22 protein-coding genes and 1 pseudogene are annotated in these 23,094 nt (G+C 65.2%); 10 read left to right on the top strand and 13 right to left on the bottom strand.

The window, feature by feature from the left end; all coding sequences use genetic code 11:
- Positions 1 to 32: 32 nt before the first annotated feature.
- The gene (locus EJ071_RS10075) at positions 33 to 1,286 is read right to left on the bottom strand and encodes an aspartate kinase (protein ID WP_126097732.1); all 1,254 of its coding nucleotides are present in this window, start codon (positions 1,284 to 1,286) and stop codon (positions 33 to 35) included.
- Between the two features lie 222 nt (positions 1,287 to 1,508).
- Here EJ071_RS10075 and EJ071_RS10070 point away from each other — a divergent pair, with 222 nt between their 5' ends.
- Together EJ071_RS10070 and ubiG are read left to right on the top strand one after the other, a co-directional pair.
- Positions 1,509 to 1,805 (top strand): hypothetical protein, encoded by a 297-nt coding sequence (locus EJ071_RS10070; RefSeq protein WP_126097731.1) that lies wholly within the window; start codon positions 1,509 to 1,511, stop codon positions 1,803 to 1,805.
- Between the two features lie 132 nt (positions 1,806 to 1,937).
- The gene (gene ubiG / locus EJ071_RS10065; protein WP_059187918.1) at positions 1,938 to 2,687 is read left to right on the top strand and encodes a bifunctional 2-polyprenyl-6-hydroxyphenol methylase/3-demethylubiquinol 3-O-methyltransferase UbiG; all 750 of its coding nucleotides are present in this window, start codon (positions 1,938 to 1,940) and stop codon (positions 2,685 to 2,687) included.
- A 24-nt stretch (positions 2,688 to 2,711) separates the two neighbouring features.
- On the opposite strand, the gene EJ071_RS10060 is transcribed toward ubiG, so the two are convergent.
- Positions 2,712 to 3,626 carry a DMT family transporter gene (locus EJ071_RS10060; RefSeq protein ID WP_126097730.1) on the bottom strand — a complete coding sequence of 305 codons (915 nt, stop codon included), beginning with the start codon at positions 3,624 to 3,626 and terminating at the stop codon, positions 2,712 to 2,714.
- A gap of 102 nt (positions 3,627 to 3,728) precedes the next feature.
- On the opposite strand from EJ071_RS10060, the gene EJ071_RS10055 reads away from it, so the two are divergent.
- Positions 3,729 to 4,226, top strand: coding sequence for a MarR family transcriptional regulator (locus tag EJ071_RS10055; protein ID WP_126097729.1), 498 nt, complete (start codon positions 3,729 to 3,731; stop codon positions 4,224 to 4,226).
- On the opposite strand, the gene EJ071_RS10050 is transcribed toward EJ071_RS10055, so the two are convergent.
- The 4 genes from EJ071_RS10050 to EJ071_RS10035 all read right to left on the bottom strand — a co-directional run bounded on the left by EJ071_RS10050 (position 4,223) and on the right by EJ071_RS10035 (position 6,651).
- Positions 4,223 to 4,648 (bottom strand): DUF1178 family protein, encoded by a 426-nt coding sequence (locus EJ071_RS10050; RefSeq protein WP_126097728.1) that lies wholly within the window; start codon positions 4,646 to 4,648, stop codon positions 4,223 to 4,225. The two genes, EJ071_RS10055 and EJ071_RS10050, sit on opposite strands and share 4 nt — an antisense overlap.
- The gene (locus tag EJ071_RS10045; protein ID WP_126097727.1) at positions 4,645 to 5,511 is read right to left on the bottom strand and encodes a carbon-nitrogen hydrolase family protein; all 867 of its coding nucleotides are present in this window, start codon (positions 5,509 to 5,511) and stop codon (positions 4,645 to 4,647) included. Before EJ071_RS10045 ends, EJ071_RS10050 begins: the two co-directional genes overlap by 4 nt.
- Before the next feature lie 2 nt (positions 5,512 to 5,513).
- Complete coding sequence (gene grxC, locus EJ071_RS10040) at positions 5,514 to 5,783, bottom strand: glutaredoxin 3 (RefSeq protein WP_126097726.1); 270 nt, start codon at positions 5,781 to 5,783, stop codon at positions 5,514 to 5,516.
- Between the two features lie 67 nt (positions 5,784 to 5,850).
- A complete protein-coding gene (locus tag EJ071_RS10035) occupies positions 5,851 to 6,651 on the bottom strand; it encodes a ComF family protein (RefSeq protein WP_126102527.1) in 801 nt (266 codons plus the stop codon).
- Between the two features lie 63 nt (positions 6,652 to 6,714).
- On the opposite strand from EJ071_RS10035, the gene EJ071_RS10030 reads away from it, so the two are divergent.
- Positions 6,715 to 7,587: a methyltransferase domain-containing protein gene (locus EJ071_RS10030; RefSeq protein ID WP_126097725.1), complete on the top strand. Its 873-nt coding sequence runs from the start codon at positions 6,715 to 6,717 to the stop codon at positions 7,585 to 7,587.
- A gap of 29 nt (positions 7,588 to 7,616) precedes the next feature.
- On the opposite strand, the gene EJ071_RS10025 is transcribed toward EJ071_RS10030, so the two are convergent.
- The 5 genes and pseudogenes from EJ071_RS10025 to argJ form a co-directional block, all read right to left on the bottom strand.
- Positions 7,617 to 7,799 (bottom strand): Flp family type IVb pilin, encoded by a 183-nt coding sequence (locus EJ071_RS10025; RefSeq protein WP_126097724.1) that lies wholly within the window; start codon positions 7,797 to 7,799, stop codon positions 7,617 to 7,619.
- Between the two features lie 111 nt (positions 7,800 to 7,910).
- Positions 7,911 to 8,228 (bottom strand): hypothetical protein, encoded by a 318-nt coding sequence (locus tag EJ071_RS10020; RefSeq protein WP_126097723.1) that lies wholly within the window; start codon positions 8,226 to 8,228, stop codon positions 7,911 to 7,913.
- Positions 8,229 to 8,454: 226 nt separating this feature from the next.
- A complete protein-coding gene (locus EJ071_RS10015; protein ID WP_071100747.1) occupies positions 8,455 to 8,877 on the bottom strand; it encodes a (deoxy)nucleoside triphosphate pyrophosphohydrolase in 423 nt (140 codons plus the stop codon).
- Positions 8,874 to 9,653 (bottom strand): GNAT family N-acetyltransferase, encoded by a 780-nt coding sequence (locus EJ071_RS10010; protein WP_189521437.1) that lies wholly within the window; start codon positions 9,651 to 9,653, stop codon positions 8,874 to 8,876. The genes EJ071_RS10015 and EJ071_RS10010 overlap by 4 nt, the downstream gene beginning before the upstream one ends.
- Positions 9,653 to 10,860: pseudogene (argJ, locus tag EJ071_RS10005) on the bottom strand (bifunctional glutamate N-acetyltransferase/amino-acid acetyltransferase ArgJ). The gene EJ071_RS10010 and the pseudogene argJ overlap by 1 nt, the downstream one beginning before the upstream one ends.
- Positions 10,861 to 11,107: 247 nt before the next feature.
- Here argJ and EJ071_RS10000 point away from each other — a divergent pair.
- The gene (locus tag EJ071_RS10000) at positions 11,108 to 11,698 is read left to right on the top strand and encodes a TetR/AcrR family transcriptional regulator (RefSeq protein ID WP_126097722.1); all 591 of its coding nucleotides are present in this window, start codon (positions 11,108 to 11,110) and stop codon (positions 11,696 to 11,698) included.
- A gap of 52 nt (positions 11,699 to 11,750) precedes the next feature.
- Here EJ071_RS10000 and EJ071_RS09995 read toward each other — a convergent pair whose 3' ends face one another.
- Positions 11,751 to 12,668: a peptidylprolyl isomerase gene (locus EJ071_RS09995; protein WP_126097721.1), complete on the bottom strand. Its 918-nt coding sequence runs from the start codon at positions 12,666 to 12,668 to the stop codon at positions 11,751 to 11,753.
- Between the two features lie 264 nt (positions 12,669 to 12,932).
- On the opposite strand from EJ071_RS09995, the gene secA reads away from it, so the two are divergent.
- Entirely contained in the window at positions 12,933 to 15,665 is a 2,733-nt protein-coding gene (gene secA / locus EJ071_RS09990; protein WP_126097720.1) for a preprotein translocase subunit SecA, read from the top strand.
- A gap of 214 nt (positions 15,666 to 15,879) precedes the next feature.
- Here secA and EJ071_RS09980 read toward each other — a convergent pair whose 3' ends face one another.
- Positions 15,880 to 18,465, bottom strand: coding sequence for a LuxR family transcriptional regulator (locus EJ071_RS09980; protein WP_126097719.1), 2,586 nt, complete (start codon positions 18,463 to 18,465; stop codon positions 15,880 to 15,882).
- Between the two features lie 333 nt (positions 18,466 to 18,798).
- Between EJ071_RS09980 and EJ071_RS09975 the strand changes: the two genes are divergently transcribed.
- The 4 genes from EJ071_RS09975 (at position 18,799) to EJ071_RS09960 (ending at position 23,041) form a co-directional block, all read left to right on the top strand.
- Entirely contained in the window at positions 18,799 to 19,071 is a 273-nt protein-coding gene (locus EJ071_RS09975) for a DUF4242 domain-containing protein (RefSeq protein ID WP_126097718.1), read from the top strand.
- Between the two features lie 496 nt (positions 19,072 to 19,567).
- Positions 19,568 to 20,071 (top strand): hypothetical protein, encoded by a 504-nt coding sequence (locus tag EJ071_RS09970; RefSeq protein WP_126097717.1) that lies wholly within the window; start codon positions 19,568 to 19,570, stop codon positions 20,069 to 20,071.
- 286 nt (positions 20,072 to 20,357) lie between these two features.
- Complete coding sequence (locus EJ071_RS09965; RefSeq protein WP_126097716.1) at positions 20,358 to 21,761, top strand: lipopolysaccharide biosynthesis protein; 1,404 nt, start codon at positions 20,358 to 20,360, stop codon at positions 21,759 to 21,761.
- Positions 21,761 to 23,041 (top strand): GNAT family N-acetyltransferase, encoded by a 1,281-nt coding sequence (locus tag EJ071_RS09960; RefSeq protein ID WP_126097715.1) that lies wholly within the window; start codon positions 21,761 to 21,763, stop codon positions 23,039 to 23,041. The genes EJ071_RS09965 and EJ071_RS09960 overlap by 1 nt, the downstream gene beginning before the upstream one ends.
- Positions 23,042 to 23,094: the final 53 nt, after the last annotated feature.

Raw genomic sequence — 23,094 nt, 5'->3', positions numbered from 1 at the left:
CGGCGCTCACGCAACAACTGACTCAGTTCTTGCTATTGCTTATCGAGCCCGTAGACGGAATGCAAAGTACGAACTGCAAGTTCCGTATAGGGACCGTCGATCAGTATCGAGATTTTGATCTCGGACGTGGTGATCGCCCGGATGTTGATCGCCTTGTCGGCCAGCGCCTTGAAGGCGGTGGCGGCGACGCCGGCATGGCTGCGCATGCCGATGCCTATGACCGAGACCTTCGACATGCCGGCTTCCGACTGCACGACGTCGTAGCCGACATCGGCCTTCAGCCGCTCGAGCACGGCCAGCGCCTTGTCGACGTCGCCGGAAGGCACGGTGAAGGTCATGTCGGTGAACTTGCCGTCCTCGGAGATGTTCTGGACGATCATGTCGACATTGATGTTGGCCTCGGCCAGCGGGCCGAAGATGCCGGCGGCAACGCCCGGGCGGTCGCCGACGCGACGCAGCGAAATCTGCGCTTCGTCCTTGGCATAGGCAATTCCGGTGACGACCTGCTGTTCCACGATCTCTTCCTCGTCGCAAATAAGCGTTCCGGGCGGATTGAGCAAATCCCCCATTCCGGGCGCGTCGGGATCGTCGAAGGACGACCGCACAAAGGTACGCACCCTGTGCACCATGGCAAGCTCGACCGACCGCACCTGTAGCACCTTGGCGCCGAGCGAGGCCATTTCGAGCATTTCCTCGAACGAAATCTTGGCAAGCCGGCGGGCTTTCGGCTCGATGCGCGGGTCGGTCGTATAGACGCCGTCAACATCGGTATAGATGTCGCAGCGGTCGGCCTTGACCGCGGCCGCGATCGCCACAGCGCTGGTGTCGGAGCCGCCGCGGCCGAGCGTGGCGATGCGGTTGTCCGGGCCGATGCCCTGGAAGCCGGCGATGACCGCCACCTGACCCTCGCCGAAGCGCTTGATCAGGAACGCGCCGTCGATATCGAGGATACGCGCCGCGCCATGCGCGTTGTCGGTCTTGATCGGGATCTGCCAGCCCTGCCAGGAGCGGGCATGCACGCCCATGTTCTGCAGCGTGATTGCCAAAAGACCTGCGGTGACCTGCTCGCCGGAGGCGACGACGGCATCATATTCGCGCGCATCGTGCATCGGCGATGCCTCACGGGTCCAGGCGACCAGCTCGTTGGTCTTGCCGGACATGGCCGAAACCACCACCGCGACGTCATGGCCCGCATCGACCTCGCGTTTGACATGGCGCGCCACATTGCGGATGCGGGCGATGTCGGCGACCGAGGTTCCGCCGAATTTCATCACGATACGCGCCATGGAAGCGAGATGCCTTTGACTAAAGCCGGCCCAGGGCCGGAAATGCGAAAGAAGCGCCCGGCAAGGCCGAGCCGCGGAAATGCGCGGCCTCCTTAGCCAAAACATCAAGGCTTCGCAAGCGATGGCAGGATTAAGAAGGCTCTGGCCGGTTTGAGGTGTCCTGACAGATTCCTGCGGCCTTCGTGCGATAAGGTCGAAGAAAGGCATTGGATGGAGGAATTCATGACCGAGACGCTGGAAATCGTTACCTTCCGCCTCAAGCCGAAGGCCTCAGCCGATTTTGTTACCCAAAACGGCATCGTCACCGACTGGCTCGCGCGCCAGCCCGGCTTTCTCAGCCGCCATCTCGGCGAGCGCGAGGATGGAAGCTGGGTCGATGTCGTGCGCTGGCAGAGCCTCGAACAGGCCCAGGCGGCGGCGCAGCGCATCATGGCCGAGATCGGAGATTGCGAGGCGATGCGGGCAATCGAGCCGGCCAGCGTCAGCATGAGCCATGCGGCGGTTGCGCTGTCGAGGTGACGGCAATCGTCTGCTGGTAAGGCTCCGGGCGGCTTGCCGGCAGCAGTGGAAAAAACCTGCCTTGACTTTCTTCGCCGGGGACCCGACTTCCTAGCGTTCCCCGACTTCCCAGCGTTCGAGGAGACCCGCTTCATGCCAGAGCCCCGCCGATCGACCATCGATGCCGGAGAAGTCGAGCGCTTTTCCGCCCTTGCCGCCGAGTGGTGGAATCCGAACGGCAAGTTCCGGCCGCTGCACAAGTTCAATCCGGTGCGGCTGGCCTATATCCGCGACCAGGTTGCCGCGCGCTTCGGCCGCGATCCGCGGGCGGCGAGGCCCTTCGAGGGCCTGCGCTTCCTCGACATCGGCTGCGGCGGCGGGCTTTTGTGCGAGCCGATGGCCCGGCTTGGAGCCGAGGTGGTCGGCGCCGATGCGTCGGCCACCAACATCGAGGTCGCCAAACTGCATGCGGCGGAGGCGGGCGTCAGCATCGACTATCGCGCCACCACGGCCGAGGCGCTGGCCGATGCCGGCGAGACATTCGACGTCATCCTCAACATGGAAGTGGTCGAGCATGTCGCCGATGTCGATCTGTTCGTCGCCAAATGCGGTGAGATGGTGCGGCCCGGCGGCATCATGTTCGTCGCCACCATCAACCGCACGCTGAAGGCGCTCGGCCTTGCCATCATCGGCGCCGAATATGTGCTGCGCTGGCTGCCGCGCGGCACCCACCAGTTCGGCAAGCTGGTGCGGCCCGAGGAACTGGCAAAGGCGCTTGTCGCGGCGGGCCTCACGGTCATCGACCGCACCGGCGTGATCTACCATCCATTGGCCGACCGCTGGCAGAAGTCCAAGGACATGGACGTCAACTACATGGTGCTGGCCGAAAAGGCCTCGGTCTGATCGGTCGCGCCGCCGCCTTCATGCTCACGCCGGCTGGGCCTGCGCCCTGGCACGGGGTTGGCTTTGCGCCTTCGTCGTGATGAAGACGCCGGCGGTGATGATGGCCGCGCCCAGCCAGGTCAGCAGCTGATAGTGCTCGCCGAGGAAGATCGTACCGGCAAAGAGCCCGATCGCTGCCGCCACATAGCCGATCTGGCTGAGATAGACCGGGCCGCCGACCGCCTGCAGGCGGAAGAAGAAGGCAAACATCGCCGAAGCCGACGCGACCTGGCCGGCAACCACCAGCGGCACGCCGCCGAGCGGAACAAACGCCTGCCAGCCGAACAGCGTCAGGATGCCAAGGAGAAGCAAGGTCGCCGATGCGAGATGGCTGCCGACGGCGAGCTCGATCGGGCCCGTACTCTCAGGCCAGTCGACGGTGCGGTAGATGTTGCCGGCGGCGAGGCTGACCGGGATCAGCAACCCGATCGCCACCCAGAAATAGTCGGCCGGCTGGCCGGCCTCGCCGCGCGTCAGAGCGACCATAGCGGCACCGGCAAAACCGACGGTAATGCCGATGACGCCGAGCAGGTTGGGACGCCTGACGCCGAGCAGGATCGAGAACACCAGCGTGATGACCGGCGAGAGCGTGAACATGATGCCCGTGTATCCGGCACCCAGATGCGGGATGGCCGAGAACATCAGAAGATTGGGAAAGGCATAGGATACGGCGGCGGTGACGAAGAAATAGCGCAGCTTGTGCGCCGTCAGCCGGATGCGCTCGCCAAGCAGCAGAAGCGCTACCAGCAGCACGCCGCCGGCGCCGAGCGAGATGACGAAGGCCCAGACCATGGCCGGCACGCCGGCGGCGGTCGCAAGCTTGCCGAAAGGTAGCGTCATGCCGAGCAATCCGCCGGTGACGATCAGAAGGCCGAGTGCCGAATCCCAGAGAAGTTTCATCTGCGTGGTCCTGTCGCTGCGAGGTCGCGCTTGGCGTCACTCCAATTTGGTGGTAAGATAACGCAAAGATTCTTGATGTCAAGATACTTTGCGGTGAGGCACATGGACCGTGCGGCGAGAGCGATAGAGCAATGGCGGAAGGAGCGGCCGGACCTTGACGTCTCGCCGATGGGAGTGATCGGCCGCCTGAATGAAGCGTCCTCGCTGATCGCGCGCGACCGTCTCGCGCCGCTCTTCGCCCGCTTTGGCCTGCAGCACGGCGAATTCGACGTGCTGGCGACACTGCGCCGTTCCGGCGCGCCTTACGCGCTGACGCCGACCGAGCTCTATGAGGCGACGATGGTCACATCCGGCGCTATGACCGCCCGGCTCGATCGGCTGGAAAAGGCCGGCTTGGTCCAGCGCGCGCCGCACCCGAGCGACCGGCGCGGCGTGGTTGTCCAACTCACCGCGAAAGGCCGCGAACTCATCGACGAGGCGCTCACCGCCCACGTCGCCAACGAGCACCAGATTCTCGCCGGCTTGACGAGCCAGGACCGGGAAACACTGGCAAAATTGCTGGAAAAGTTGATCGGAAGCCTGAGCCAGACAGCCGGCTAGTGCCGATCCTCCGGAAAGCCCGGGATCGGCATGAACTCGACGCCGTCCTCGGCAAGGCTTTGCGCCTCCTCCGGCGTCGCCTCGCCATAGATGCCGCGCGGGTCGGTTTCGCCGAAATGGATCTTGCGCGCTTCCTCGGCGAACTTGTCGCCGACATAGTCGGCGTTCTCGCGCACCTTCTCGGCAAGCGCCTTGAGCTGCGCCAGCGCCTGTTTCTGCGCCTCGCCCATGGCGAGCGCCACCTTTTCTTGGCTGCGCGAGGTCGAGACGGCAGGCGCCATCAGCGCTTTTTCGACTTTGTGCGAGCCGCAGGTCGGGCAATCGACGAAGCCGCGCTTCTTCTGCGTGTCGAAGTCGTCATTGCTGCGGAACCAGGCTTCGAACTCGTGCTCGTGCTCGCAGATAAGCGAAAAGCGGATCAAGAGGCTGCACCCCTGAGACGCGGCGCCTCGCCCCCGCCGGCATTGATGGTGAAATCCCGCGCATTCCGGAGGTTGGGGATCTTGCGGCGCGCGGCCGCAGACTGCGCCGGATCGATCTCGGCGACGATCACGCCTGGCTCGTCATGCGCGGCCTCGGCGACGATGTGGCCCCACGGGTCCACGATCAGCGAGTGGCCATAGGTCTCGCGGCCATCCTCATGCAGCCCGCCCTGCGCTGCCGCGATGACATAGGCACCGTTCTCGATCGCGCGCGCCCTGAGCAGCACATGCCAGTGCGCCTCGCCGGTCTGGCGGGTGAAGGCGGCGGGCACCGAAAGCACATGAGCCCCCGCCAGCGCCTCGGCGCGGAACAGCTGCGGGAAGCGCAGATCGTAGCAGACGGCGAACCCCAGTCTCGCGCCATCGATGTCGGTGACGATGGCCTCGGTCCCCGGCTCGTAAGAGGCGGATTCGCGCCAGCTTTCGCCATTGTCGAGGTCGACGTCGAACATGTGGATCTTGTCGTAATTGGCGACCGTGCCGCCGTCGGGCGCGAACAGGAACGCGCGGTTGGCGAGCTTGCCGTCGGCGCGCAGGATCGCCGTCGAGCCGACATGCAGGTAGATGCCGAGTTCCTCGGCAAGCTTCCGCGCGGTCGAAACGACGACGTCCTTATCCTCGGTAGTGAAGGCGGCGGCGCCTGCCTGCTTGTCGCGGATGAGCGCGCCAGTCATTTCCGGCGTCTGGACATAGGTCGCGCCCCGGTGTGCTGCCTCGCGGACCAGCCGTTCCATATCGGCCGCGTTGCGCCCCGGGCTGGTGCCCGAACGCATCTGCACAGCCGCCGCTTTGAAAATGCCCATGATCAAGCCCTCGCTCCGCTGGCAAGCAGCCCGTCCAGCCGACCTTGCGACTCCAATTCATGGAGGTCGTCGCAGCCGCCGACATGCGTGTCGCCGATGAAGATTTGCGGAAAGGTGGTTCGCCCATGCGCCCGCGAAATCATTTCCTGGCGCAGTTCCGGCGAAAACGAAGCGTCGTGCTCGGTATAGGTCACACCCTTGCGCTCGAGCAGCCGCTTGGCGGCGGTGCAATAGCCGCACATCATCCGGGTGTAGATCGTCACGTCGACCATCAGTCAGCAATCCTGCTTGCGCACATCGCCCAAGAGTTGCGGGACGACGACATGCACCAAATTCAATCTATATAGTCGCGGACTCGTCGGCCCGAAAGTCCCCCGGCAAGACACGGGCGAAGGTCAGCACGTCGACCGCTCCGGCGCCACTCTTCTTCAGCGCCTTGGCCACCGCGCGCACGGTGGCGCCTGTGGTGAAGACATCGTCGATGACAAGCACCCTGCGGCCGGAGATCTCGATCTCGGCTTCAGGCGGGACGCGGAACGCGGCGCGCACATTCTCCTCGCGCTCGTGCCGCTCCAGCCCGACCTGCTGGCGGGTAAGCTTCACGCGCCTCACCGCTGCTGGCGAAAACGGCAGGCCGCTGAGTTTCGATACCGCCCGCGCCAGCTCCGCGGACTGGTTGAATTGCCGCCGCAGGAACCGCCGCCAATGCAGCGGCACCGGCACCACCACGTCGGCTTCGCCGATCAGCTCCGCGCCGGCGCGGAGCATCCAGCGCGCCATCCATGGCGCGAGATCCGTACGATCCTGGTATTTCAGCCCTTGCACCATTTGGCGTGCAACCCCTGAATAGACGACCGCTGCCCGTGCCCGCTCGAAAGGCGGCGGATCGGCGATCGCCTCGGCGGAGAGAAAACCCTCGCCCATGTCGTGGGTAAAAGGCGTGCCCATCACCGGGCACCAGGGCTTCTCCAGCAGCCGCAGCTTCGGCCAGCAGGCGCCGCACAGCACGCCAGGCCGCGAGACGTGGCGGCGGCAGCCGGCGCAGACCGGCGGAAACAGCATGCGCGCCGGCCAGTTGAGCGTCTGCCGCGCCATGTCCTTGATCGCAATGGTCTTGATCTTGTGCACCGGATCGGCCACGTGAAGGTAATCCCGCGCCACCATAGCATCGGTCCGGCATGCGCGGACAATAGGAATAGCCCATTGCAACCCTTGATCGACACGGAGCTTTGGCTTGCGCACAAGCGCCGTGCGCTCATCCGCCCCCTCGACGGCGCCGATTTCCTGATGCGGCGGGCGGCGGAGGACCTTGCCGACCGGCTGGGCGCGGTCGAGCGCAAATTCGGCAAGGCGGCGGCGCTGTTTTGTCAGACATCGGCCGCGGCCAGGGTGCTCGCCGACAGCGGCAAGGTGGCCGACATCGTTCGCGTGGAGACCGATGACGCCTTCCTTGCAGGCGAAGCCGGCGTCGTCGCCCCGGCGGAAACCGTGCCGTTCGAAGCTGAAAGCCTCGATCTCGTCGTCTCGCTGCTGTCGCTGCAGGCGATGAACGACATCCCCGGCGTGCTGGCGCAGATCCGCCGCGCGCTGAAGCCCGACGGGCTGTTCCTCGGCGCTCTGGCCGGCGCCGGCACGCTTGCGGAGCTGCGCGAAAGCCTGCTTGCCGCCGAGACCGAGCTTCATGGCGGCGCGAGCCCCCGCGTCCTTCCATTCACCGATGTGCGCGACGCCGGCGCGTTGCTGCAGCGTGCCGGCCTGGCGCTGCCGGTCGCCGACGTCGAGACGGTCACGGTGCGCTACTCCTCGCTGTTCGGCCTTGCCGCCGATCTGCGCGCCATGGGCGAGACCAGCCCGCTTTCCGACCGCAGCCGGCGTCCGGGCACCCGGCGGCTGTTCGCCCGCGCCGCCGAAATCTATGCCGAGCGGTTTTCGGACCCGGACGGCCGCATCCGGGCGAGCTTTTCGATCGTGTGGATGTCCGGCTGGGCGCCCGACGCCTCGCAGCAGAAACCGCTCAAACCCGGCTCGGCCAAGGTCTCGCTGAAGGCGATCCTGGAGAAGCCGACGGGGCACTGACGATGTGAGCCGCGGTCTGACCGATGCGGTCAGTGCTGGGCAAATGCGTTGGCAAGCTTGCTGTTGTTGTCGGAGAACAGCCACTGGATCGCGTCGGCGGCCTTGCCGACGCCGCCGACGATTGCAAGCGACAGCACGGCAACGATCAGGCCATATTCGATGGCCGTGGCGCCCGTTTCATCCTGTAGGAATTGCTGCAGCAGGTTTTTCATGGTCGTCGATCCCTCTTGTCGGGAACCATAAGGCCTACCCGTTAAGAAAGGTTAACGGCAAAAGCTTAACGGGGGGTGAAATAGCCGTCTCTGGCTGAATTCATTAACCAATTAGCAGTCGCCATAGCGGCTGCCATCGTTGCGAATCACGCAGATGGAACTTGGCAGCGGCTGCAGCACGCTTCGCCGCAATGTGTAGGTGTCGCGGCGGCCGATCGAGCCGGTGCGGGACATGTCGAGCCCGCTGGTCAGACTGTTACGTGCGCCCTGCGGCCGCGTCTGGCTGTCGAGGATAGGCGTCGCAATCAACGCCAGCGCCACCGCGGCCGATCCAAAAAGCAAGGTGATCCGCAAAATGCCCATGCCGGCGTCGCCGACGCGGAAAGTGCGGTCGGGCCGGATCGAATCCTGGTCTCCCTCGATGCTCATGGAATGGCTCTCCAAACAAATCGGCATGCCGCTGCGCGGACAACTTGGCCTCAATCTTCCATGTCGAGATAAATCTTCCATTAACGCTGCCTAAAACAGGCGGGGCAACGGCAGCTTGGAGCAATCGAGGGAAAAGCGCGTAGCGGTTTTCCCTCCGCAATTGCGCAAAACAAAAAATCGTCAGCGCAGTTCGGCGTCTGGTGGAAACGCTGAACTGCGCTGACGATCACAACAGATCGATGAGGAACTGGATCAGCGGCGCGTCCGCAGGCGGCATCGGATAGTCGCGCATCTGCCGCGGCCTGACCCATTTCAGCCCCTGCCCTTCCTTCGGCTGCGCGATGCCGCGGAACCGCCGGCAGATATAAAGCGGCATCAGCAGGTGGAAATCGTCGTAGCTGTGGCTGGCGAAGGTGAGAGGCGCAAGGCAGGGGATCTCGGTCTCGATGCCGAGCTCTTCGTGCAGCTCGCGCACCAGGCATTCCTCCGGCGTCTCGCCGGGCTCGACCTTGCCGCCGGGAAACTCCCATAGGCCGGCGAGCTGCTTGCCCTCGGGGCGCTGCGCCAGGAGCACCCGCCGGTCGGCGTCGACCAGTGCGCAGGCCGCGACGAGAAGCAGGCGCTTTCCGGCTGGCTTGATCTCGCTCATGCGCCCGGCGGCCGGCGATAGTGGTAGCGGTAGACTTCCTCGAAGCCGAGCGACCGGTAGAGCGACAACGCCGCAACATTACCGGCTTCGACCTGCAGCCAGGCTTCGCGCGCGCCGCGCAGCCGCGCCCATTTCAGTGCCGACAGAATGAGATTGCGGCCATGGCCTTTGTTGCGCGCCGACTTTTCGGTGGCGACCTCGAACAGTCCGGCGAGGTCGCCGTCATGGACGCAGATCAGCGTCGACAGCGCCTCGTTGCCGTCTTCGAGCGCAAACAGCCCCGCTTCCGGCTGGATGGCGCCGATGACTTCCGACAGGCCGGGCCGCAGCGCGACATCCGAGCTGTTCGTCTTGATCGCCGCGCCGATGAAGCGGCTGATGTCCTTCAGCGGAATCTGGTCCATCGCCGCGTCGAGCTGCGCTTCCTTGAGCGGCAGCCGCATCACCAGCGATTCGTCGAACCGGCTCCAGCCCGCGTCGTCGAGATGCTTCGACAGCACCGGTCCCGAAAGCGGCGACATGCGAAAGGTCAGCGGCCTGCCATAGGCGTCGAAGCGGCGGCTGGCGCGCACAATCCGCTCGGCAATGTGCTGAGTATCGCCCGGATCCAGCGGATTGACCGAATTCAGGCGCTTCGCCGGGTGGCCGGCCGTCAACCGAACCACCCATGTCCCATCATAGTGAACGGCCGCCGCCGGCCAGGCGCGAAAGCCCGCCGCCTCGTAGCGGCGCACGACCGCGAGCACGCTTGCTGGATGTCTCGACACCGGCGCCATCAGCTCCGGTAGTCGCCATTGATGGCGACATATTCCTTGGTGAGGTCGCAGGTCCACACCGTCGCCTTGCCGCGCCCGATGCCGATGTCGGCGCGGATGCGGATGTCGTCGCGCTTCATGTACGCGGAGGTCGCTTCCTCGGAGTAGGCCGGATCGCGCTCGCCCTCATGCGCCAGGCGGTTGTCGCCGAACCAGATCGACAGCCGGTCGCGGTCAGCCGGCTCGCCGGCCTTGCCGACAGCCATCACGACGCGGCCCCAATTGGCGTCCTCGCCGGCGACCGCGGTCTTGACCAGCGGCGAGTTGGCGATCGAAAGCGCGATGCGTTTGGCCGAGCGGGCGGACTTGGCGCCGGTGACGGTGACCTCGACCTGCTTGCGCGCGCCCTCGCCGTCGCGCACCACTTGCAGCGCCAGCGATTTCAGCACCTTGCCGAGCGCGCGGCGGAAGGCGCCGAGCCGCGCATCCTTCGGATCGCTGATCGCCGGAGCGCCGCGCGCGGCGGCCTTGCCGGTGGCGAAGATGAGCAACGTGTCGCTGGTCGAGGTGTCGCTGTCGACGGTGACGGCGTTGAAGGTCTTGGCCGTGCCGCGCGACAACAGGTCCTGCAGCACGGGGGCCGTGATCGGCGCGTCGGTGGCGATGAAGGAAAGCATCGTCGCCATGTCGGGCGCGATCATGCCGGCGCCCTTGGCGATACCGTTGATGGTGACGTCGGCGTCGCCGAGCTTCACCGTCTGCGTTGCCACCTTCGCATAGGTGTCCGGGCTTGCCGTCCGTCCTTCACCAGGCCGGCAAGGAGGTGGCTGAATTTGTTGGTGTCAAGCGGCTCGCCGATGACGCCGGTCGAGGCCAGGAACACCTCGCTCTCGGAGCATCCGGCGGCTTTCGCCGCCGCCTCACCGGTCAGCGCGGTCGAAGCCACGCCTTTCTTGCCGGTGAAGGCGTTGGCATTGCCGGAATTGACCACCAGCACGCGCGCCTTGCCCGCGGGCAGGTTCTGCCGGCAATAGTCGACCGGCGCCGAGGGGCATTTCGAGCGGGTGAAGACTCCGGCGACGGCCGTGCCCGCGTCGAAGACCATGGCGAGCAGGTCGGTGCGATTCCGGTACTTGATCCCGGCCTCCGCGGTGGCGATGCGCACGCCCTCGATGACCGGCATCTTGGGATATTTCTTCGGTGCGAGCGGCGAAATCGTTGCGGACATGGGGACCCCGAAGCGGCAGAACGCGAAAGGAAGGCCGGTTTGCCCGATAGCGCGCGCCAGCGCAAGAGGCGTTCTGGCCGCGCTCCACGGTCGCCGCCAAAGGTCCTGCGACCCCTACGGTCCGTTTCGTTTCAGCTCCGGACCCAATATGATCGGGCCGGAGATTCACCGGCTAAAGCAATTCCAGGAAAAGTGTGAAAACGGTTTTCCGTCCGGAATTGCGTCAAAACGATCTAAGGACGACGAAATGGGCGAACTCGCCGCCCCGGGGCGCAAATCGATCGGCGCAAAGCGAAACCCGGAAAGCGCCGATGCCATCCTCGAGGCCGCCGAAGCGGTCTTGGCGGAGGCCGGCTATTCCGGCTTCTCGATCGAGGCCGTCGCGCGACGGGCGCGGGCCGGGAAACCGACCATCTATCGCTGGTGGCCGAGCAAGGCGGCGCTGCTGATCGAGGTCTACCAGCGGCAAAAACGCGTCGAGACGCCCGATACGGGCAAGCTCGAGGAGGATCTTGCCGGTTTCCTCGTGAATCTGTTCGCGCATTGGCGCGACACCTCGTCCGGCAATGTCTTCCGGTCGCTGATCGCCGAAGCGCAATCCGACAAGGCCGCCGCGGCGGCGCTTGCCGACTACGCAAGGGGGCGCCGCGCCCATACCGGCCGGATGATCGAGCGCGCCAAGGCGCGCGGCGAGGTGGCGGCCGACGTCGATGCCGAACTGGTGGCGGACCTCGTCGCATCGTTCGCCTGGAGGCATCTTTTGACCAACCGCCTCGACGAAGACGAGGCGAAGATCCGGACCGCGGTGCGCTATGTGGTGCGCGGTATAGCCGTATAAAACACGAAAGGGCGCCCGAAAGCGCCCTTTGCAGCATTTTGGCCTGGCCGGATTACTTGCCGCTCTCCAGTGTGTCGACCGCCGCCTTCAGCTTCGCGTCCGGGATCTCGACCTTGGCGGCGCCGCGCAATTCCTTGACCATGGCGAAATACTTGTCGCGGATGACCGCCTGCTTGGCCTGATCCTTGACGTCGTCGAAAGCCGGCGGCTGCTTGGCCCGCTTGTCCTCGACCTTGATGACATGCCAGCCGAACTGCGACTGGACCGGCTCCTTCGAGTATTTGCCGACGTCGAGCGCGAACGCCGCCTTGTCGAACTCCGGCACCATCTGTCCGGGACCGAACCAGCCGAGGTCGCCGCCGCTCGACTTGCCGCTCGGGTCGCTGGTGTGCTCGTTGGCGAGCTTCTGGAAATCGGCGCCGCCGTCGAGCTGCTTGATGATCGCCTCGGCCTCTTCCTTCGTCTTCACGAGGATGTGACGGGCATGGATCTCGTTGACCGGCGGCGTGTTGGCGATTTCCTGGTCGTAGCGGGCGCGGACATCGGCATCCGTCACCTTGTTGACGACTTCCTTCTCGACCACTTCTCCATGCAGGGCGCGCTGCTGCAGAAACGCCATGCGGCGCTGGAAATCGGCATCCTTGTCGAGACCGCTGTCGACCGCCTTTTTTGCCATGACGCGGATCTCGATGGCTGCCGAAAGGGCGGCGGCACGGCGCTGTTCCGGCGGCAGCTGCGCGAACTGCTGTGACAGTTCGCCTTCGGCGAGCGCAAGGTCCGCCTCGGTCAGCTTCTCGCCGTTGATGGTGGCGACCACGGCGTTCGGGTCGACCGGCGCGGCGGCGGGAGCCGTGGCGTCCGGCTGGGCGGGCTTGGTTTCCTGCGCCATCAGCGCCGACAGCGAAAGAGCCGAGAGCCCGAAGGCCAGGCCAAGGCTGGCGAGCGACGCGCGGCGGAACGACAGGGACATCAAGATAAACTCCAATGGGGATTGCCAATAAGGATCGCTTGAGCGGAAAGGTTCCAGATCAGTCGGATTGTGGCGGAATTTGGCGCTGCCCATGGGGCTAACGCGGCGTTGACATCAGTTGAGCCCCCTCTTATCTGTCCAACGACTTGGCGTCCAGAACCGTTTTCCGGGCGCTATTTGCGTTTGTCCGCATTCACGCGGATTTGATGGGCCCGCCAGGCGCCCGTCGCAAACGGCTAAAATTGCTATCGAAAGGGCCATTGGATGGTCAGTCTCGGCGGTCTCGCCCGTAAGGTTTTCGGCTCCTCCAACGATCGCCGCGTCAAGTCGACCCGGCCCCGTGTCGAGGCCATCAACGCCATGGAAAACGAGATGCGGGCGTTCTCGGATGCCGAGCTGGCCGGCCGCACCGAAAAATTCCGCCAGGATCTCGCCAACGGCGCCTCGCTCGACGATCTTTTGATACCGGCCTTCGCCACCGTGCGCGAGGCGGCCCGCCGCGTTTTGGGCATGCGTCCTTTTGACGTGCAATTGATCGGCGGCATGGTGCTGCACAATGGCGGCATCGCCGAGATGCGCACCGGCGAGGGCAAGACGCTGGTCGCCACCTTGCCGGTCTATCTCAATGCGCTCGCCGCCAAGGGCGTTCATGTCGTGACCGTCAACGACTATCTCGCCAAGCGCGACGCCGAATGGATGGGCCGCGTCTACAAATTCCTCGGCCTGACCGTCGGCATCATCGTCCACGGCCTCTCCGACGACGAGCGCCGCGAGGCCTACGCCTGCGACGTCACCTACGCAACCAACAACGAGCTCGGCTTCGACTATCTGCGCGACAACATGAAATACGAGCGCTCGCAGATGGTGCAGCGCGGCCATGCCTACGCCATCGTCGACGAGGTCGATTCCATCCTGGTCGACGAGGCGCGCACGCCGCTGATCATTTCCGGTCCGCTCGAGGACCGCTCGGAAATGTACAACACCATCGACACCTACATGCTGAAACTCGGCCCGGCCGACTACGAGGTCGACGAGAAGCAGAAGACCACGATCTTCACCGAGGACGGCACCGAGAAGCTGGAAAACATGCTGCGCGACGCCGGCCTTTTGAAGGGCGAGTCGCTCTACGACGTCGAGAACGTCGCCATCGTCCACCACGTCAACAACGCGCTCAAGGCGCACCTCCTGTTCCAGAAGGACAGGGATTACATCGTGCGCAACGGCGAGATCGTCATCATCGACGAGTTCACCGGCCGCATGATGCCCGGCCGTCGCTATTCGGAAGGCCTGCACCAGGCGCTCGAGGCCAAGGAGCACGTGCAGATCCAGCCGGAGAACCAGACGCTCGCCTCCGTCACCTTCCAGAACTATTTCCGCCTCTACAAGAAGCTCGCGGGTATGACCGGCACGGCGCTGACCGAGGCCGAGGAATTTGCCAACATCTACAATCTCGAAGTCACCGAGATCCCGACCAACCTGCCGGTCGTGCGCAAGGATGAGGACGACGAGGTCTATCGGACGGTCGATGAAAAATACAAGGCGATCGTCAAGGAAATCAAGGAAGCGCGCGACAAGGGCCAGCCGATCCTGGTCGGCACCACCTCGATCGAGAAATCCGAGCAGTTGGCCGAGCGTCTGCGCAAGGATGGCTTCAAGAACTTCGAGGTCCTCAACGCCCGCCACCACGAGCGCGAGGCGTCCATCGTCGCCCAGGCCGGCAAGCCCGGTGCCATCACCATCGCCACCAACATGGCTGGCCGCGGCACCGACATTCAGCTCGGCGGCAATGCCGACATGCGCATCGCCGAGGAGCTTGCGGAGGTTCCGCCCGGACCGGAGCGCGAGGCCCGCGAAAAGCAGATCCGCGACGACATCGCGCAACTGAAGGAAAAGGCGCTGGCCGCCGGCGGCCTCTACGTTTTGGCCACCGAGCGCCATGAATCGCGCCGCATCGACAACCAGCTCCGCGGTCGTTCCGGCCGCCAGGGTGACCCCGGCCGCTCGAAATTCTTCCTGTCGCTGCAGGACGACCTGATGCGCATCTTCGGCTCCGAGCGCATGGACGGCATGCTGCAGAAGCTCGGCCTCAAGGAAGACGAGGCGATCATCCATCCCTGGATCAACAAGGCGCTTGAGAAGGCGCAGAAGAAGGTCGAGGCGCGCAACTTCGACATCCGCAAGAACCTTCTGAAATATGACGACGTCTCGAACGACCAGCGCAAGGTGGTGTTCGAGCAGCGCATCGAGCTGATGGACGGCGAAGGACTGTCCGAGACGGTCACCGAGATGCGCGAGGGCGTCATTGAGGAAATCGTCGCCAAGAACATTCCCGAAAACGCCTATGCCGAGCAGTGGAACGTCGCCGGCCTCAAGGAAGAAGTGGCGCAGTACCTCAACCTCGACCTGCCGGTCGAGGAGTGGGTCAAGGAAGAAGGCATCGCCGAGGACGACATCCGCGAGCGCATTTCGGCCGCTGCGGATGCCGCCGCCAAGGAGCGCGCCGAGCGCTTCGGCCCCGATGTGATGAGCTATGTCGAGCGCTCGGTGGTGCTGCAGACGCTTGACCATTTGTGGCGCGAGCACATCGTCAACCTCGACCACTTGCGCTCGGTCGTCGGCTTCCGCGGCTATGCCCAGCGCGACCCGCTGCAGGAGTACAAGGGCGAGGCGTTCGAGCTGTTCCAGGGCATGCTCGGCAATCTGCGCCAGGCCGTCACCGCGCAGCTGATGCGCGTCGAGCTGGTCCGCCAGGCGGCGGAAGCGCCGCCGCCGGAAGCGCCCGACATGTTCGGCAGCCATCTCGACGGCACCACCGGCGAGGACGATTTCCAGGGCGGCGAGACCGCACTTCTGGTCCGCCAGGAATCCAACGCCATCGTTGCGCCGGAAAATCGCGATCCGAAGAACCCGGCGACCTGGGGCAAGGTCGGCCGCAACGAGGCCTGTCCCTGCGGTTCGGGCAAAAAGTACAAGCACTGCCACGGCGCATTTGCTTGATTTTGATAGGTCGGCGGGACAGCACCCCCCTCTGGCCTGCCGGCCATCTCCCCCTCAAGGGGGGAGATTAGCGGTTTCGCCGACGGCGCCCAATCATCAACGTCAGCGATTGGCAAAAACCGAAGTAACGTCCGATCTCCCCCTTGAGGGAAGATGCCCGGCAGGGCAGAGGGGGGTGCCTGGCACCAACCTTCGAGTTCGCTCTCTCGAAACCTCACAACAACCCTGACGCCCGCGCGGCGGCCGTCGCCTCGCCGCGCGAGACGGCTTCCAGTTTCTCCAGCACCGCCGAAACATGGTGATCGACCGTCTTCGGCGAGATGGTCAGCTGCGCGGCGATCTTCTTGTTGGAGAAGCCGCGCTCGATCAGCTGCAGCACTTCCATCTGGCGCTGGGTGAGGCCGGCGCCATTGGCGCGCGTCGCCTGCCTTGGTCCCCGCGCGATATGAATGACGCCGCTCTGCCGCATCATGCCGCGCACACGCTGCGCCACCGGCCTTGCGCCAAGCCCTTCGAAAATACCGAGCGCCTCGCGCAGCGCCGCCTCGTCGCCTTGCAGCAAGGCGAGCGCGCGCTCGAAGGGGGCATCCATCCCGGCCCAGAATGCCGCGGCGCCGCGCCAATCGCCGGCAAGCAGAAGGCGATGCGGCTCAGTCATGCCGCGGGTGTCGCCGGGATCGCTCTCAGGCGACAGCAGCTGCCGCCAGGTCGCCAGCTCGCCGAACACCGCCCGCGTCGGCGACAGGTCTTCGGCAAGACCGATAAGGCGCAGCGCCTCGGCTCTGTCGCCCTGTCCAAGCCATGCGAGCTCGGCCATCACCGCCGCATAAGGCACCAGCCGTTGCAGCTCCATCCCCTTGTCCAGGAACCGCCTCATCTCGTCCAGCACCGGCTCGGCCGACGGATCGCCGCGCCGGATGCGCAGTTTCGCCAGCGCCACCAGCGAGGGATAGCGGACAAGCGCGGTGGTTGCCTCGTCGTCGATGACGTCATGCGCCACCGCGGCCGCGTCGTTCCACAGGCCGCGCCGCAGCAGCAATTGCGCCTGCACGCCGCGCATGTAATCGCACCAGGTCGCGAGATCGTTCTCGACGCAATAGGCGACGCCGCGGTCCAGAAGGGCTTCCGCCTCGTTGAGGTTGAGCCTGTTCATCTCGACGCAGGCGCAATTGGTGAAGGCGCGCGCCGCATGCTCCTGGAAATTCCCCGCGAGGGCTAATCCAAGGCTGCGGGCGAGATCGCGTCGCCCTTTGGCGAAATCCAGCCATTGCCCGGCGGCGCCGACATTGTTGAGCGCGTGACAGAGAATGTCCGGCCGGTTCAGCCGCTCGGCCAACTCGACCGCCTTGGCTCCAAGCGAAATCGTCTCGTCGAGCCTTTCGGCCAGCATCGCCAGCTGGGAGAGGTTCGAGTAAGCCATGGCAAGCTCGGGACTGTCGGGCGCCGTCTCCAGAAGCTCGACGGCCTGCGCCCCGAACCGGTCCGCCGCCGCGCGGTCGCCGAGCAGGTAGGCGAAGCGCGACAGGCATCTGAGGCTGTCGCCTTCCTTCAGCCTGTCTCCCAGCGCCTGCCGCAGCCGGCGCGCCTCGCCTTGCGCCTCCATGGCCGCGTCGACGCGGCCGATGAGGTGGCATTCGAAGGCATGGCCTTCATGCAGTGCCGCCTGGCTTTCCATCGGCAGGCCGTCGCAATATCGCAGGGCGACCTCGTAGTGGCCGGCGGCATCGCGATGCGCGCCGACGCGGGAAGCCTCGCGCGCGGCGAGCGGCGCGAGCTGGCGCACCGCCTCCAGGTCCTGCGCCTCAACCGCATGATGCACCAGCCTTGCGGTGGCCACATCCGGGTTTTCCCGCAGCGCCGCCAGCGCGCGCTGGTTGAACTCGCGCCGTCGGCTCGGTGTCAGAGCCGTCTCGATGGCCCGGCGAGCGATCTCATGCCTGAAGGCGTAGCCGTCGCCGAAATCCTCGAGCAGACCTTGGCTGATGCATTCGGCGAGCTGACCGGCGGCGGCGATCCCGCACAGGCCCTGCAGCGCCCAGCCGTCGGCGCGGCGCGGAAACACGGATACCGCGTCGAGCATCGAGCGGGCGCCGGGCGACAGCCGCTCCGCCCGCGCCAGCACCGCGTCGCGCACGCTGGCCGGCAGCGCGCTGTCGCTTTCGCCGGCGAGCAGCTCCGTGACGAAGAAGGCATTGCCGGCGGTGGCCCGGTAGATGGCGCCGCCGTCGCGGCCGGCTATCTCGGCCAGCGACAGCACGGCGGCTTCGCTGAGCAGCGGCACCTCGATACGCACGACATTGCCGGCCGGGATCTCGCCCAATGCCCGGCGTACGCGCATCTGACCCTCGCTGCGATCGGTGCGCGCCGTGACCAGAAGCAGGATGTGCGAGTTCGCAATACGACGACCGAGGAAGCGAACGAAATCGAGCGTCGCGTCATCCGCCCAATGCAGGTCCTCGATGATCAGCAGGCTCGGGCCTTTCGCCTCGAAGACGTCGAGCGCATCGGAAAACAGCGGCAGCCTCTGTCCCTGCCGGTCGTCGATCGCGCGCGGCAGTTCCCATTGCGCCTCGCGGGCGAGGTCATAGAGCGGCCCCAGCGGATCAGGGATCGATAGGTCCTCGCAGGCGCTGCGGAGCAGGGTCACACTTTGTCCCACACGATCCACCAAAGCCTCGACCAGCGCCGTCTTGCCGGCGCCGGCCTCGCCCGACAACGCCGCGACGCGGCCGCGGCCTTGCATTGCCTCCGCCAGGAGGGCTTCCAGTTGCCGCAGCTGCGTCTGCCGTTCCAGAAGCATTCTCGTTCTCTCACGCAAAGTCAGGATTTCACCGCGGCGGGTGCCGCCTCCGATAGTCCGGATGAGCGCGCCACAATGTGACCTTCCACACATTTTGGTGCGGTTCTCCACAATTAACGCTTCTAACATGGGGAATCGTCCCGCCCAATATGGGGAAAGGTTCCGATGCGCGGCCTTTCCGAGCGTGGTTTCAATGCATGTCGCCCAAAAGTGCGCAGCGGTTTTGGGAGAACGACATGCATCAAAACAAAGACCTAAAGCGCGTCGCCCGACGCGCTTTAGTCCAGCCGCGCTCTGATCGAGCGTGATTCAATCGTCAAAGGAAAACCAATCATGCCTCGCTATCTGGTTGAACGCACATTTCCCGACGGCCTCAACGTGCCGATGAACGATGCCGGCGCGACCGCCATGGGCGGCGTCATCGCCCGCAACGCCGAGAAGGGCGTGACCTGGGTGCAGTCCTTCGTCTCCCCCGACAAGGGCAAGAGCTTCTGCATCTATGACGCTCCCTCGCCCGAAGCGATCCGCAGCACGGCGCAGAAGAATTCGCTTCCCGTCGACAAGATCACGGAGGTGCGGGTCCTCGACCCCTACTTTTATCGCTGATCGAACAGCCGAGGGACGCAACGATGCGCTTCAGATCGTCCCCGCCGATGGCGGACCTGATGTCGTGCCGGACAGCGAGGGAGTATCCGCCCCGGCGGATATCTTCGCGCCACGGCGCGGCGTCATCCGGCGGGCCGTGTCGGCGCTGCTTTCGCCCTTGCGAAACCGGCGCCGCGGGATGCCCCCGCGGGACGACTATCTGAGACGCGACATCGGCCTCGAGGAGCGCGAGATGCCGCGCGAATACTGGGAATATTGGTGGCATCACCGCTGATTTTTGACCGGCGGACCTGATGCATGTCGCCCAAAAGCGCGCAGCGGTTTTGGGAGAACGACGTGCATCAATACAAAGACTAAAGCGCGTCGCCCGAATCCATTTCTGCGCGACGCGCTTTAGGCGGTTCCGCCAGCAATTACAGGCGTCGCAGGCATTCCAGGGCCGACCCTCAACAGGGCCGGTTCTGCCTTGCGCGCCTCAACTGAATTGGAGAGAAAAATGAGCATTCACAATTGTAATAGGTGCCTGGTCGCCGCGTCGGTCCTGGCCATCCTCACAACCGGCGCCGTCAGGGCCGAAACCGTCAATCCGCTCGCCGAAAAGGTGCTGGCGGCCGACAGCCGCTTCGAGGATGTCGCGGTGGCGAAAGCCGAAGGCTATGCGCCGATCCCTTGTGCCAGCGGCCTCACCGGCGGCGCCATGGGCATCCACTACGTCAATGCCGACTATCTGAAGGATGACGCCGTCGACGTCGCCAAGCCCGAGGCGGTGATGTACGAACCAATGGCCGACGGCACGCTGAAGCTGGTGGCCGTCGAGTACATCACCTCGAAGGGGCCGGCCTCGCTCGAAGGCCATCTGTTCAACTTCAACACCGCGCCCAACCGCTACGGCCTCGGCCCGTTCTACGAGCTGCATGTATGGGCCTGGAAGCAGAACCCGACCGGCGCCTTCGCCGACATGAACCCGAACGTGTCCTGCGACGCGATGAAGGGGATGTAAGGCAGACGCCATTTCCCTTCTCCCCTTGTGGGAGAAGGTGGATCGGCGCGCAGCGCCGAGACGGATGAGGGGTGTTGGAGGGAGCACGGCGCACAAGATTTGAGGATCTCAAGCGCCTGTGCCTGCAAAGCAGCGATCCTTCCAACATCCCTCATCCGTCGCCTTCAGCGACACCTTCTCCCGCAAGGGGAGAAGGAGGACGCCGCGCTCCCACCCAACCGTTTCTTAATGTGTTTCGAATACACCCGGCCGCTGAAAAAGAGGCGGAAAACGGAGAGTATTCGGGGTGCGCTTTTCCGCGGCGACGACTGCCGGGCGGTTCCTGCCGCAGCGCTGGGCGCTGCGCATGCGGCCGCTGCTTGGCCGCATCGACGCCGTGCTGTTCACCGCCGACGAGCGCGGCGAAGCCGGCCGCATGTCGCTGATCGCCTTCTCCATCCGCATCGTCAGCGCCGTTATCGCCTTCATCAGCCAGGTGCTGATGGCGCGTTGGATGGGCTCGTTCGAATACGGCATCTTCGTGCTGGTCTGGGTGACGATGGTGATCGTCGGCAATCTCGCCTGCCTCGGCTTCCACACCTCGGTCATCCGCTTCATTCCAGAATATCGCGAGCGCGGCATGCTCGCCGAGCTGCGCGGCATCGTGCTCGCGAGCCGGCTGTTCGTGCTTATTGCCTCGACGGTGATCGCAGGGCTAGGCGCGCTCGGCGTCTGGCTCGCCTCACCCTGGATCGAGAGCTACTACGTCGTTCCCTTCATCCTCGGTGTCATCTGCCTGCCGATGATCGCGATGGGCGATCTCCTGCAGGGCCTGGCCCGCGCCAATTCATGGGCGCTGTTCGCGCTGTCGCCGACCTACCTGGTGCGTCCGGTGCTGATCCTGGTGTTCATGGCGGCAATGCTCGCCATGCACTACCTGCCCGATGCCAAGACCGCGATCTTTGCATCCATTGCCGCCACCTATGTCACGACGCTCGGCCAGCTGGTGGGCGTCACCTCGCGCATGGACAAGAAAATTCCGGCCGGACCGATGGCCGTGCATTTCGGCCAGTGGTTCCTCGTCTCGCTGCCGATCTTCCTGGTCGAGAGTTTCTTCTTCCTGCTCACCAATGCCGACGTGCTGATGGTCGGCGCCTATCTCGACCCCAATGACGTTGCCGTCTATTTCGCTACGGTGAAGACGCTGGCGCTGGTGCATTTCGTCTATTTCGCCGTCAAGGCGGGCGTTGCCCAGCGCTATGCGCAGTTCACCCATGGCGAGCCGGAAAGGCTCGCCGCCTTCGCCCGCGAGACCGTCTCCTGGACCTTCTGGCCCTCGCTTTTGATGGCGCTGCTGGTGCTGGCGCTTGGCGAGCCGATGCTGGTGCTGTTCGGTCCGGAATTCAGCGCCGGCTATCCGCTGCTCTTCCTGCTGGTTCTCGGCGTCGTCGCGCGCGGCGCCGTCGGCCCCTGCGAAAGCCTGCTCACCATGAGCGGCAACCAGAACATCTGCGCCGCCGTCTATGCCATGACGCTTGCCCTGAACATCGGTCTCAACGTGGTCCTGATCCCGCTCTTCGGTCTCTGGGGCGCGGCGATCGCCACAAGCCTGGCGATGGTTTTCGAGGCCGCTGCGCTGTCCTTCACCGTCTGGCGCAAGCTCGGCATCGTGATGGCGATTTTCGTGCCTGCAAAGAAGGAAGTCGCCTGATGGCCGCCGTTCCGTTGCTCGAGGAGACCAGCGGCGGTACGGCCGGCGCCATGGTGTCGGGCCTTGCCGGCCTCGCCAGGGAGGCCGATCCCGCCCATATCGAGCTGTTCGCCAACAACCGGCCGGAGCGCAAGCTCGCGATCTATCCGGCATCCGCCGGTTTCGACCTCGTCGAGGAGCTCGACTATCTGAGCGCCCGCACGATCGAGCCCAACGTGTTCTTCAACCCGCGCTTCGTGGCGCCCGCCATGCCGAGGCTCGAGGACCGCGAGGTGCGGCTGGCCGTGATCCGCGACGGCGACGAATACCGCAACCGGCTGCGGCTCCTGGTGCCGTTCTCGGTCGAGCGCCCGGCGATCCCGCTCGGCGTCCCGGTCATGCGCACATGGTCGAGCCCGTTCGGCCCGCTCGGCACGCCGCTGGTCGACCGCGACGATCCGGTCGGCGTCATCGAGGATTTCTTCTCGATGCTGGGGAGGCCGCATCTCAAATTGCCGAAAGTGTTCGTGCTGCCCGACATGAAGCTGGACGGCCCGGTGGCGAGCCTGCTCACCTCCTTTGCCGACAGCCGCGGCCTGACCCTGGTCGTCACCGGCAAGGTCGAGCGCCCGGTGCTGGAAAGCGACGCCGACGGCGACGACTACCTCAAGGCATCGCTGCGCGCGCACCACTATCGCGAGTTTCGCCGGCTGAAGCGGCGGCTTGCCGACCTCGGCAGGCTCGAGCATGTCGTGGCGCGCGGGCCCGACGAGATCCGCCACGCCATCGAGAGCTTCCTGACGCTGGAGGCCGCCGGCTGGAAGGGGCGCGAGCGCACGGCCATGGCGATTGACCGCTACCGCGCCGCCTTCGCCCGCGAGGCCGTGCACAGGCTCGCCGAGCACGACATGTGTCGCATCCATTCGCTGAAGCTCGATGGCCGCACCATTGCCTGTCTCGTCGTCTTCGTCGAGGCGGGCATGGCCTACACCTGGAAGACGGCCTACGACGAGACGCTCTCCGCCTATTCGCCGGGCACGCTGCTGATGATCGAGGTGACGAAGCAGCATCTCGACGATCCCAACATCGTCATGACCGATTCCTGCGCGGTGCCCGACCATCCGGTGATGAGCCGGCTGTGGACGGAGCGCAAGCCGACGGGCACGCTGGTCGTGGGCCTCACGCCCGACGCCGACCGGCTTGCCCGCCAGGCGGCCTCGCAGCTCCACCTCTACCGCGAGACCCGCAACATGGCGCGCATCCTGCGCAACCGCATGCGGAGCCTGTTGAAAAGGCGCTAGATGGAGAGCGGATTACCGCGTATGGCATCCGGCGGCCGGATCCGGCCGGCCTT

The sequence above is a fragment of the Mesorhizobium sp. M1B.F.Ca.ET.045.04.1.1 genome (assembly GCF_003952465.1).
Classification (GTDB): domain Bacteria; phylum Pseudomonadota; class Alphaproteobacteria; order Rhizobiales; family Rhizobiaceae; genus Mesorhizobium; species Mesorhizobium shonense.
The sequence above is the reverse complement of the archived record's forward strand: the minus strand, read 5'-3'. Positions and strand labels throughout refer to the sequence as shown.